Here is a 10,582-nt window from a genome sequence, read left to right on the forward strand (position 1 = left end):
AGGATAAAGTAGGTATTTGTCATTGTAAAGATTTAACATAGTTTGTAATTCTTTAAGAGGGTCTTGATAAAGTAAAACACTATTATCGCCCCTCTCTAAATCCCCCCCCCCTGAAGTATCTTTTAAATTAATATCTAAATTATCCTTTCCTAAAACAAATTCAAATTTACTTGACTTGATTTGCCCTAACCTTTCTTTTAAAAGAGCATTGTTTAAAGCATTAAGGTTTTTGTTAAAAAGTTCTTTTTGGGTGGGGGTCATTTGAAATCTCCTTGTTTTAGGGCGGTGCCTAATTCTATATCCTTAGTGGCGATTTTGCCTAAGATTTCTTTATAAAATTTAGGATGAAGTCCAAAAGAAGGTCTTACAGCCTTGACATTTTCTTCGCTAAAAAGCTCACCTTTTTTGATGTCTTTGCTTGCGTATAAACTTCTAGCAAAAGTGCGGTTTTTAAGCTCTTTTTCGCCTAAGTTCCCATCGCCTAAGGTGCTTTGGGCCTGTCTAACCGCATCTACCATAGCCTTAAATTCATTAAAATCAAGGCTAAATTCGCTATCTTCGCTTTTTATGCTTTTATCTAGGATAAAATGCTTTTCTATTACACAAGCTCCTAAAGCCACTGCTACAACAGGGGCTAAAAAACCAAAACTATGGTCGCTTAATCCTACTTCAACTTTAAATTTTTCTTTTAACTTCACTAGGGCTTTTAAATTCATTTCACACAGGGGTGCAGGGTAGGCTGAAGTGCATTTTAGAAAGATGAGTTGGGAATTTTTTTCTTCTTTGAAAATTTCACACACCCTTAAAAGCTCTTCTTCGCTAGCAATGCCCGTTGAAACAAGAGTGGGCTTGTTTTCTTTAGCGACATAACGCACAAAATCTTCATCATTGGCTTCAAAAGAAGCTATTTTATAAGCAATAGGCTCAAAGCGTTTTAAAAAATCCACATCTTTTTTCGCAAAGGGGCTTGAAAAGCATAAAATCCCTTCATTTTGTGCGGCTTCAAAGATTTGAGAATGCCATTCATAAGGGGTTTTTGCACTTTCATAAAGCTCATAAAGTTTGCGTTTGTCCCAAAGCCCCCCTTTGATGATAAAATCATCTTTATCGCTATTTAATGTAAGACTATCGGGTGTGTAGGTTTGAATTTTCACAGCGTCAGCTCCTGCTTCTTTGGCTGCTTTAATGCTCTTAAGTGCTATTTCAAGGCTACCTGAATGATTTGCACTTAGTTCTGCGATGATAAAAACTTTTTTGCTTGTATCGAAATTTCCTATTTGCATTGTGTTTCTTTAAATTTTATTGGTTTGAAATTATATCGTCATTTTTATAAAAATATAAATAAGTAGGAGTATTGTTTAATTTTTTTGCCGCGGCTCTTGCGTCATTGCGAGAAGGCGTAGCCTTCGTAGCAAGCTCTAATATCTGTCATTGCGAAATTTCACTGAGTGAAATTGAAGCAATCCCCTTAACTTTAGAGCCAATTACCACGAATTTGACTAAGTCAAATTCTCATAATGACAGATTAGAGACTGAGATTGCTTTAGGGTAAAACCCTTCGCAATGACGACTTTAACTCCAATGACAAGCTTTTTTGTTATAATTAGCAAACAAGATAAATTTAATCTTGAGTTAAATAAACCTTTTGCAATATAAGCCGATTTACAAATGCTAGAATTTTATTAACAAGGTGATTTATGGAATTTTGTAAAAAATGTGTGATGCCAAATACCAAGCCTGATTTGCATTTTGATGAAGAAGGGATTTGCGATGCTTGTCGTTCGCAAGAGGCTAAAAACAGGGAAATTGATTGGCAAGAAAGAGAAAAAGAATTTTTAGAGCTGATTAAAAGGTATAAAAAGCACCCTGTATATGACTGCGTTATCGGGGTTAGTGGCGGGAAGGATTCTACTTTTCAAGTGCTTAAAATGATTGAGCTTGGGCTTAATCCTTTGTGCGTTTGTTTTGAGCCTAGTGTTCCTACAAAAATAGGGCGTAGGAATTTAAAAAATTTAAATCAGCTGGGTGTGGATTTGATTCATATCAAGCGGGACCCAAAGGTTTATCAAAAACTTGCTAGAGAAGCCTTTATTCGCACGGGGGATAATGAGTGGCAAAACCATTTGGGAATTTTTACTTCAGTTCCAAGGATTGCTGTGAATTTTAAGGTGCCTTTGATTATCTGGGGTGAAAGCCCACAAATCGAATACGGCGGACCCGCAAGTAGCAAAAATAAAAATATTTTAGGCAGGGAGTGGCTTGAAGAATTTGGAGGACTTTTAGGCAACCGTGCTTCTGATATGCTAGGCGTAGGTGGCATTAGTGAAAAAGATTTGTTTTTATATACTTATCCAAGCGATGAAGAGCTTAGGGAAGTAGGGGTTACGGGGCTATTTTTGGGGTATTATTTTAAATGGGATTATAAAAAAATTCTTGAACTTTCTAAGAAAAATGGTTTTTCGTGTTCGCTAAGTCCAGTAGAAACGACTTATGAGAATTTTGAAAATTTAGATTGTTATTCTAATCATGTGCATGATTATTTAAAATACTGCAAATACGGCTTTGGAAGAGCAACGGATAATGCTTGTTTAGACATTCGTTTGGGTTATATTAGCCGTGAAGAAGGGGTGCGTTTGGTTCAAAAATATGATGGCAAACCCCCTAAAAAAGCCATTGAAAAATACCTTAAATTCAGCGGTTTTAGCAAGGAAGAATTTCAAAAAATTGTAGATTCTTTTACTAATAAAAAAATATTTAAACGCGATGAAAAGGGCAATTTTATAAGAGATTATGATGGTTCTTTGGTAAGAAAAGATGAGTGCCTTTTAAGATGATAGCGCTTATTGATTATAAAGCAGGGAATTTAAACTCGCTTACAAAGGCTTTTGAAAAAATTGGAGCGAAGAGTTTTATAGCCAAAGACCCAAAAGACTTGCAAAAGGCGGATAAATTGCTTTTGCCCGGTGTGGGTTCTTTTGCTGAGGCGATGAGAAATTTAAAAGAGCTTGGGTTTTTAGAGCCTTTAAAAGAGCAAGTTTTGGTGCAAAAAAAGCCCGTTTTAGGCATTTGTTTGGGTATGCAGCTTTTTTTAGAAAAGGGTTGTGAAGGCGGCTTTTGCGAGGGACTTGGCTTCATAGAAGGGCAGGTGCTTAAATTTGAAGAGGATTGGGGTTTAAAAATCCCTCATATGGGCTACAATGAGCTTGAGATTTTAAAACAAGAGCCTTTATATCAGGGCATAGAGAATGGAAGTGATTTTTATTTTGTGCATTCTTTTTATGTCAAATGCAAGGATGAATTTGCAAGTGCTAAGTGTGAATATGGACGCAAATTTATAGCTTCTTTGCAAAAGGATAATATCTTTGCTACGCAATTTCACCCCGAAAAAAGTCAAAATTTGGGCTTAAAACTTTTGGAAAATTTTACAAGGCTTTAAAAATGTTAAAGATTAGGATAATTCCTTGTGTTTTGCTTCAAAAGGGGCAACTGGTTAAAAGCATAGGATTTAAGGATTTTCGCACTCTAGGGCATTTAACTCCAACAATGCGTATCTACAATGCGCGTAATGTAGATGAGCTTATCATACTAGATATAGAAGCTTCAAAAAGCGGTGAAATCGACTTTGAAAGCATAGAGGATTTAGCCAAAGAATGCTTTATGCCTTTGAGTATAGGCGGGGGCATAAAAAAACTTGAAGATATACAAAAGATTTTAAATTTGGGTGCGGATAAGATTTGTATCAATTCTAAGGCTTTAGAAGATGTGGATTTTATAGCTAGGGCGGCAAATCGCTTTGGTTCGCAATGCTTGGTTTGTTCCATAGATGTCAAAAGAAAGGACGGGAAATTTTGCGTTTATGATAGGGGCAATTTACTTGAGCTAAACCCTTTAGAGCTTGCTTTAGAATATGAAAAAAAGGGTGCTGGAGAGCTTCTTTTGACCTCGGTGGATTTTGAAGGCAGGGCTTTGGGGTATGATTTGGAGCTTTTGCAAATTTTTCAAAATAAACTTAAAATCCCTCTTATTATCAATGGAGGACTTGGCAAGCCAAGCGATGGGGTCGAAGCGTTAAATTTAGGTGCGGATGCCTTGGCGGGGGCTTATATTTTTCATTTTTCAAAATACACTCCTAAGGATGTGAAGGAAGAACTAGCTAGGCAAGGCTTTGCGGTTAGAATGAATTGAGTGGAATTTTTAGGAAAATTATTTTTAACCTGTGCTGTCATTGCGAGACGACTTGTCGGCGAAGCAAAACTATGCTAACACTTTGTGCGAACAAGTCCGCTCAAAGTCGCTTTACTAAAGCCCCCGTCCCACTTGCGTGGGGTGCTTTGCCATTTTGTCATTGCGAAATTTCACCGAGTGAAATTGAAGCAATCCCTTTGAATTTTAGAGCAGATTACCACGAATTTGACTAAGTCAAATTCTCATAATGACAGATTAGAGTCTGAGATTGCTTCAGGGTAAAACCCTTCACAATGACGATTTTAAATCGTAACAACAGAACTAGGATAAATAAAAGAGCTTATTTGGGCGATAGCTTGTCTTAGAATGATGATTTTAAACTCTAAAAAACTATACCCCCCCCCCCCACAAGACCCCCCCCCCATTATTTTCATTCTTTTTGCTGGTTAAATTTGTTGTTTGTTTAAGTTCTACATAAAAAATATTTTCATCTTCACTATAAATATAAAAATAATGTTTTAAATACAAGCTTAAAGCCCTATGATTGCTTTTAAAAACATAGGCTTTAAGATTTTTAACTTTTAAATTTTCAAAAGCGTATTTTTTGATTTCATTCATCAAAATATTTCCTACACCCTTTAAATTGGGCTTTGCATAAAGTCCAAATTCACAAGAATTTTCACTAATATTGACAAAATCAATCACGCCTATGCTTTGCTCATCCTTAAAAACCAAAAAATATTTTTTACTTGAATCTTTGTGTAAATTTTTAATAAATTTTAAATGTTCTTTAATGCTGATTTTTTTTGTCCGCATAAACTGGGCTATGCTAGTATCATTACGCCATTTAAAAATAAGCTTTATTTCTTGCTTGTCAAGTTCTGTGAAATTTTTAAGTCTTATCAAAGTTTATACTCCACTTCATAACCTTTTTTGGCAAGCCAAGCTGCTAGGGTTTTTTGGTTTTTAGCGTAACAGATGGCTTTGAAATTCGCCTTTAAAAGCAAGGCTTCATTGACTAAAGAACTAGCGCCTATGATAAGCTTTGTGCTTTCATTCATAAGCTTTGCTATATTAGTCTCATTTACAAATAATTTAATATTATTATGAGCTTTGGCAAAGTTTTGAAGTTTTTTAAGCTTAGGATTAGCCGAGCTAGTGGCAATAGCGATAAGCTTATTTTTAGGCAATTCACTGGCAATTTGTAGGGAAAGATTTTTCACATCGGTCGCTCCCATACAAAGAAAAAAATCATATTTTTTCTCTCTTTTTTCTTTGGCTTCGGCGTAAAATTCATCTCTAATTAAGGCATAAGAAAAGCCACATCTTAACTCACAACGAAAAGGCACCAAGCCTTCATAATCGCTTGGTTTTGCATAGGCATTGACATTGAGTAAAATATCGCAATGATGGGCTTTAAGCTCATCATCAAAGCTTAAAATTTTAATCCCCGTTTCAAGCTTGATAAGCTTTTCATCATCTACGCTAATGCCGTAGTGGTCGATGATGAGAAGGTCAAATTTCTCTTCCTTGATAAGATGGATAAGCTCATAAATACTTTCGCTACTTAGCTCATAAACAGGATAAGGAATTTCATCAATCAAAGAACCCTCCAAAGCCAAACAAGCAAAGCTTACATCTTCGTATTGTTTAGCCAGTATCAAATCCCTTTTGATGTGTCCAAAGCCTATCAAAGCAGAACTATCGCTTCTAAAAAGAACTTTCATAGCCTCACCTTGTGTGAATTTTGTGTGAATTTTCTAAAATGATTTTTTGAAATTCCAGTTCAGGCTTTGGAGTATTAAACAAAAAATCAACAATACTTAAATAAGCTAAGAAATTTTTCCCTTGCTGTTTATAAAGGGGATGGATAAAATCAAAATAAAGGATTTTTACACCCTTTTCTTTAAAAAGTTCCCGTGCTTTTTCATCTTCTAAATAAGCCTTAGAACCTTCAGGCGATAAATAGCTTTGTGCTTTAAAAAAATGACATATTTCAAGCAAAAGCCTTTCTTTTTTTGCTTCGGGCAAATTTAAATCCGAAGCCCTGTATAAAGGGGTTTTTATGCCTAAATCTTTACAAAATTGGCTGATAAGGTCAATATTTAATTCACAAAGCTTATGATGGGCGTTTAGTTTGCTTTGTATGAGAGAAAAATATTTTTCATAATTAGCACTTTTAGAATACGCGTGATGAAGGGTTTTTAGCATTTTATCTGTCCACCCTTTTACAGAGCCTTTTACAGAATTTTGTTGCCCCCCCCCATTAGGACTGAGTTTTATGTCTTTTAAAAGGGTTTTTTGCGGTGCTTTTTGGCAAGAAAGCGATAGGAAGTGGATTTTGTCTTGGAGCTTGATTTTATTGCGGCTTTGCCAAGACCTTTGCTCAAATTGCACATTATCTAAAAAAACAAAGGCATCCACTCTTGCTATCATACTCATATATCCCATCCAAGGCAAAAAAGTAGGCTGCATAATGGCTATAATCACTTGATTTTTCCATATATGACTATATCGCTATCATTGACTAGGCGTTCATCTTCTCCCATAATATTAGTATTTTCATAGCTTAAAACCTTAAAATCATATAAATTTAAGTATTGTTTTAAATACGCCACAAGCTCGTATTCTTGATAAAGGGTATTGATACATCCTAATTCGCCTGTGGTATTATCATCTAGGATTTTAAAACTATTATGCCCTATTTTTTCGCCCAAGCCGTAGCGGTAGTCTTTAATGCTTCTAGTTCTTAGAAAGAAATACGCATTTTCTTTGTAAATTTTATTTGCCTTACAAAGCTCTAAAAGCCTTATAAAATCTTCTCTTGTAAGATAATTAATCACATTAGGGATTAAAAAAACATCGGCTTGAATATTAGGGTGATTCAGTGGAAAATCCAAGATATTTTCTTTAAAAAATTCAAATTTTTTTGCCCCAATGACTTGAGTAAAATTATGCTTGGCATTGGCTATATTAAGAGCTTCTAAATCCACGCCCAAACATTCATAGCCGTAATTAGCAAAAAGGGCTAAGTTATTGCCATTTGAACAAGCAAATTCTAAAACTTTTTGATTTTCTAAAGCGTGTAATTGATTTTTAAAAAAGAATTTAATCACCGCATTATCAGGGAATTTTAAACCCTTAAGTTCTTTAATATACATTTTTTCTCCTTTTATTTGATTTTTCCATATATGACTATATCGCTATCTTTGATATAAACTTTATTCTTGATATTGATATTTTCACTGCTAATTACCTCAAAATCGTATAAATTTAAATATTTTTGCAAAAGTTCCACAAGTTCATGTTCTTGATAAGCTGTGCAAAGGCGGTTTTTCTCCCCGCTAAATTCATCATTATCTAGTATGAAACTTCCTTCGCCTATGCTTTTACCTAGCCCGTAGCGATGGTCTTTTACACTTCTTGCCTTTAAAAAGAAAAAGCTCTCACACCCCCCCCCGCCATAGAGTTTATTGGCTTTTGAATTTAAAAGCAGGGCTTGAAATTCTTCTTTAGTGATATAATTAATCACATTAGGGATTAAAAAAACATCGGCTTTGATATTTTTAAAATTCTTTGCAAAATCAAGCATATTTTGGTTATAAAACTCAAATTTTTCATATTTCATCACTTCTTTAAAATTATAAAGAGCGTTTTGATGATTTGTGGGGTCAAGTTCTACGCCAAAACACTGATAATTATAATTAGCAAATAAAGAAAGATTATTGCCATTATGAGAGGCAAATTCTAAAACTTTTGCATTTTTTAAACCATAAAGATGATTTTTAAAAAACCATCTCACAAGGTCCATATCGGGGTATTTAAAACCTTTGATTTTACTGATAAACATTGTGATTCACCTTATAAAGTATTTTTGCAAATTCTAAATCTTGCAGGGTATCTATATCGCAAACTAAGGTTCGTGGCAATACAAATACGCTAGAATGCGGCTTAAACATAAAATCCTCTTCAAGCCAAGCCTTGCTGGTGCCAAAATAAAACGCCCCTGCATCGTAGTAGGCTTTTTTCAAGTCTTGTGAGCGGCTTTTATAATGTTTTTCATCAAACATATAAACTTGATTTTTTTCATCTAAGTAAAAAGCCCTTTGGATAGGGCAATTAAACTCCGTAGCGGCGAATAAAAACTGGCTTTGATTGAGTATAAATTTTTCATAAGCTTGTTTTAAAATTTTTGCATTTAAAAGCGGCGCAGTAGCGTAAAGACAACACACGGTGTCAAAAAATTGATTTTTATCTTGCAAAAGTTTTATGGCGTTTTGCACCACAGCCGTGCTTGAAGTATAATCATCGCTTAAGTTTTTATCACGCACAAAGGGAGCTTTCGCGCCGTATTTTAAGGCTATTTCTATGATTTCTTCATCATCGCTTGAAAGCACTACTTCATCAAAAACACCTGAATTTAAGGCATAATCTATGCTATAAGCGATTAAGGGTTTGCCTAAAAAATCAATGATATTTTTTTTAGGAATTCTTTTTGAACCCCCACGGGCAGGGATTATGCAGAGCTTTTTCATTTTGAGCCTTGTTTTTGTTTTATTTTACTAAAATTTAAGTATAATTGTCTTTAAAAATCAATTAAAAGGCTTAAAATTGCTTATAAATCAAAGTTTTGAAATCCCAAGTTGTGATGATGCTGAACTTAATATTAAACGCACTTCAAAGCTAGAATACCGCATAAGTTACGATGACGCAAAAGAAATGAAAGCTTTGGTTTTTATCATAGGCGGCTACGGGGCGAATGCTAATATTTCTTTTTTGGACTTTGATAGGCAGTATTTGGCTAAGAATTTCCCTGTGGTAGCCATCAATGTTTTTTATCATTGTTTTTCTCATCGACGTTCAAATGTGGAAAAATATAGTGCGTATAAATCATTTGAAAAGGAAGACCTTGATAGAATTAAGGATTTATTAAAGAAATTCAATTTTGCTTACACAGAAGTAAGTAATGATAATGCTGCTTTTTTAGCCGATACTTTGGTAAAACACGTAGAAAATTTAAAAAAACAAAATCAGCTTGAGCAAGATTTTAAACTTGTTTTTACTTCAACCTTTATCCCACCCAATGAAGACTATCAAAACTATGGCATTATGCCAGCCATAGACCATATTAATGCCTTAAAACATTTAGTGAAAACTTACCCTGAATTTAAAACCTTACCAAGAGTTATGGGGGGGGGGTCTTATGGAGGATACTTGTCTTTGTTAATCGCTAAAATTTCCCCTTGGTATGTCAATGCAGTGATAGATAATTCAGGAAGCGTTTTGCCTTCCCCTATGTTTATTTTAGGAAGAGAAAGCGGTCAATGTGAATATGTTGAAAAATACCCGCACAACAGGATAGAATTTTTTTCTAAAACTTATTGGAGTGCGGATACAAATTCAAAATATTTTTTTCGTCCTGAAAACTATATCATTCGCTCTTTACTTAACTCTTCCCATCTAAATTTACAAGCTAGGGCAAACAAAGATATTATCTTTACATCTTATCATAGTTTAAAAGATGAATTTAATACAGCTAAAGATAAACAAATTCTCTTTTCTGCTTATAAAGAATTAGGTTATGATGCTACTTTAAATTTAATCCAAGATGAAAATCAAATCGATGGTAAATTCATTAAAGACTTAAAACACGGAATGAGAATAACAGATAAAGCCTTATTTAAAAAAGAACTCCCACTTATGCTTGAAAAACTAAAGACAAGAAAATCCCCTATGAAAGAAAATTCCATCTCTTATCCTTGTGGAAATAAGATTTTTACTTTTAAAGATGTAGGGGATAAATTTGAGCTTATGATAAAGGAAAAAAATGGCAATAGTGAGTGAAATTTTTGAAATCCCAAGTTGTGATGATGCTGAATTAAACATTAAACGCACTTCAAAGCTAGAATATCGACTGACTTTTGATGATAGCAAAGAAATGAAAGCTTTAGTTTTTGTGATAGGTGGCTACGGGGCGAATGCAAATATCTCTTTTTTGGACTTTGATAGGCAGTATTTGGCTAAGAATTTCCCTGTGGTAGCCATCAATGTTTTTTATCATTGTTTTTCTCATCGACGTTCAAATGTGGAAAAATATAGTGCGACTACGGAATTTACCAAAGAAGACTTGCCTCATTTATCCAAAGTTTTGCTTGATATGGGTGTTGCCAAAGAAGTAAATCTTGAAAATGCACACATATGCTATGAATTTCTTAATAATCATATCACAAACTTGAAATCGCAAGGAAAATTGGCTAGGGATTATCAAGCTCATTTTACTTCAACCTTTATCCCACCCAATGAAGACTATCAAAACTATGGCATTATGCCAGCGATTGACCATATTAATGCCCTTAAACATTTAGTGAAAACTTACCCTGAATTTAAAACCTTACCA

Annotated in this window: 14 protein-coding genes and 1 pseudogene; 6 read left to right on the forward strand and 9 right to left on the reverse strand. The window is 34.3% G+C overall.

Annotated elements, in window-relative coordinates; translation table 11 throughout:
* Positions 1 to 261 (reverse strand): annotated as a pseudogene (locus tag ACLL8X_RS09005) (motility associated factor glycosyltransferase family protein); the annotation flags it as partial.
* Positions 258 to 1,283: a pseudaminic acid synthase gene (gene pseI, locus ACLL8X_RS09010; RefSeq protein ID WP_411990589.1), complete on the reverse strand. Its 1,026-nt coding sequence runs from the start codon at positions 1,281 to 1,283 to the stop codon at positions 258 to 260. The pseudogene ACLL8X_RS09005 and the gene pseI, both read right to left, overlap by 4 nt.
* A 71-nt stretch (positions 1,284 to 1,354) precedes the next feature.
* Here pseI and ACLL8X_RS09015 point away from each other — a divergent pair, with 71 nt between their 5' ends.
* The 4 genes from ACLL8X_RS09015 to ACLL8X_RS09030 all read left to right on the forward strand — a co-directional run bounded on the left by ACLL8X_RS09015 (position 1,355) and on the right by ACLL8X_RS09030 (position 4,185).
* A complete protein-coding gene (locus ACLL8X_RS09015; RefSeq protein WP_411990590.1) occupies positions 1,355 to 1,552 on the forward strand; it encodes a hypothetical protein in 198 nt (65 codons plus the stop codon).
* A 145-nt stretch (positions 1,553 to 1,697) separates the two neighbouring features.
* On the forward strand, positions 1,698 to 2,834 hold the full coding sequence (pseA, locus tag ACLL8X_RS09020; RefSeq protein WP_411990591.1) for a pseudaminic acid biosynthesis protein PseA: 1,137 nt from the start codon (positions 1,698 to 1,700) through the stop codon (positions 2,832 to 2,834).
* Positions 2,831 to 3,436: an imidazole glycerol phosphate synthase subunit HisH gene (gene hisH / locus ACLL8X_RS09025; RefSeq protein WP_411990592.1), complete on the forward strand. Its 606-nt coding sequence runs from the start codon at positions 2,831 to 2,833 to the stop codon at positions 3,434 to 3,436. The genes pseA and hisH overlap by 4 nt, the downstream gene beginning before the upstream one ends.
* A gap of 2 nt (positions 3,437 to 3,438) precedes the next feature.
* Complete coding sequence (locus ACLL8X_RS09030) at positions 3,439 to 4,185, forward strand: HisA/HisF-related TIM barrel protein (protein ID WP_411990593.1); 747 nt, start codon at positions 3,439 to 3,441, stop codon at positions 4,183 to 4,185.
* Positions 4,186 to 4,487: 302 nt separating this feature from the next.
* Here the strand turns inward: ACLL8X_RS09030 and ACLL8X_RS09035 are convergent, their stop codons facing one another.
* Genes ACLL8X_RS09035 through pseF form a run of 7 tightly spaced genes read right to left on the reverse strand, consistent with a single transcriptional unit; the run spans position 4,488 to position 8,720 of the window.
* Positions 4,488 to 4,610 carry a hypothetical protein gene (locus ACLL8X_RS09035; RefSeq protein ID WP_411990594.1) on the reverse strand — a complete coding sequence of 41 codons (123 nt, stop codon included), beginning with the start codon at positions 4,608 to 4,610 and terminating at the stop codon, positions 4,488 to 4,490.
* Positions 4,576 to 5,091: a UDP-4-amino-4,6-dideoxy-N-acetyl-beta-L-altrosamine N-acetyltransferase gene (gene pseH, locus ACLL8X_RS09040; RefSeq protein WP_411990595.1), complete on the reverse strand. Its 516-nt coding sequence runs from the start codon at positions 5,089 to 5,091 to the stop codon at positions 4,576 to 4,578. The genes ACLL8X_RS09035 and pseH overlap by 35 nt, the downstream gene beginning before the upstream one ends.
* Entirely contained in the window at positions 5,088 to 5,912 is an 825-nt protein-coding gene (pseG, locus tag ACLL8X_RS09045) for a UDP-2,4-diacetamido-2,4,6-trideoxy-beta-L-altropyranose hydrolase (RefSeq protein WP_411990596.1), read from the reverse strand. The genes pseH and pseG overlap by 4 nt, the downstream gene beginning before the upstream one ends.
* A gap of 4 nt (positions 5,913 to 5,916) precedes the next feature.
* The gene (locus tag ACLL8X_RS09050) at positions 5,917 to 6,675 is read right to left on the reverse strand and encodes a WbqC family protein (protein WP_411990597.1); all 759 of its coding nucleotides are present in this window, start codon (positions 6,673 to 6,675) and stop codon (positions 5,917 to 5,919) included.
* The gene (locus ACLL8X_RS09055; RefSeq protein WP_411990598.1) at positions 6,672 to 7,346 is read right to left on the reverse strand and encodes a class I SAM-dependent methyltransferase; all 675 of its coding nucleotides are present in this window, start codon (positions 7,344 to 7,346) and stop codon (positions 6,672 to 6,674) included. The genes ACLL8X_RS09050 and ACLL8X_RS09055 overlap by 4 nt, the downstream gene beginning before the upstream one ends.
* Before the next feature lie 11 nt (positions 7,347 to 7,357).
* On the reverse strand, positions 7,358 to 8,035 hold the full coding sequence (locus ACLL8X_RS09060) for a class I SAM-dependent methyltransferase (RefSeq protein WP_411990599.1): 678 nt from the start codon (positions 8,033 to 8,035) through the stop codon (positions 7,358 to 7,360).
* Positions 8,022 to 8,720, reverse strand: a complete 699-nt coding sequence (gene pseF / locus ACLL8X_RS09065) for a pseudaminic acid cytidylyltransferase (RefSeq protein ID WP_411990600.1) — start codon at positions 8,718 to 8,720, stop codon at positions 8,022 to 8,024. Before pseF ends, ACLL8X_RS09060 begins: the two co-directional genes overlap by 14 nt.
* 76 nt (positions 8,721 to 8,796) lie before the next feature.
* Between pseF and ACLL8X_RS09070 the strand changes: the two genes are divergently transcribed.
* Together ACLL8X_RS09070 and ACLL8X_RS09075 are read left to right on the forward strand one after the other, a co-directional pair.
* Positions 8,797 to 10,029, forward strand: a complete 1,233-nt coding sequence (locus ACLL8X_RS09070) for a DUF2920 family protein (protein WP_411990601.1) — start codon at positions 8,797 to 8,799, stop codon at positions 10,027 to 10,029.
* Positions 10,013 to 10,582, forward strand: a 570-nt coding sequence (locus ACLL8X_RS09075; RefSeq protein ID WP_411990602.1) for a DUF2920 family protein, incomplete at its 3' end; no start/stop codon positions are given. The genes ACLL8X_RS09070 and ACLL8X_RS09075, both read left to right, overlap by 17 nt.

Source organism: Campylobacter parajejuni (assembly GCF_046764905.1).
Taxonomy (GTDB): Bacteria; Campylobacterota; Campylobacteria; order Campylobacterales; family Campylobacteraceae; genus Campylobacter_D.

Excerpts from the sequence above, each read along its gene's own strand:
- pseI (WP_411990589.1), bottom strand. The coding sequence starts at position 1,283 with ATGCAAATAGGAAATTTCGATACAAGCAAAAAAGTTTTTATCATCGCA.
- pseA (WP_411990591.1), top strand. The coding sequence starts at position 1,698 with ATGGAATTTTGTAAAAAATGTGTGATGCCAAATACCAAGCCTGATTTG.
- hisH (WP_411990592.1), top strand. The coding sequence starts at position 2,831 with ATGATAGCGCTTATTGATTATAAAGCAGGGAATTTAAACTCGCTTACA.
- ACLL8X_RS09030 (WP_411990593.1), top strand. The coding sequence starts at position 3,439 with ATGTTAAAGATTAGGATAATTCCTTGTGTTTTGCTTCAAAAGGGGCAA.
- ACLL8X_RS09035 (WP_411990594.1), bottom strand. The coding sequence starts at position 4,610 with ATGGGGGGGGGGTCTTGTGGGGGGGGGGGGTATAGTTTTTTAGAGTTT.
- pseG (WP_411990596.1), bottom strand. The coding sequence starts at position 5,912 with ATGAAAGTTCTTTTTAGAAGCGATAGTTCTGCTTTGATAGGCTTTGGA.
- ACLL8X_RS09055 (WP_411990598.1), bottom strand. The coding sequence starts at position 7,346 with ATGTATATTAAAGAACTTAAGGGTTTAAAATTCCCTGATAATGCGGTG.
- ACLL8X_RS09060 (WP_411990599.1), bottom strand. The coding sequence starts at position 8,035 with ATGTTTATCAGTAAAATCAAAGGTTTTAAATACCCCGATATGGACCTT.
- pseF (WP_411990600.1), bottom strand. The coding sequence starts at position 8,720 with ATGAAAAAGCTCTGCATAATCCCTGCCCGTGGGGGTTCAAAAAGAATT.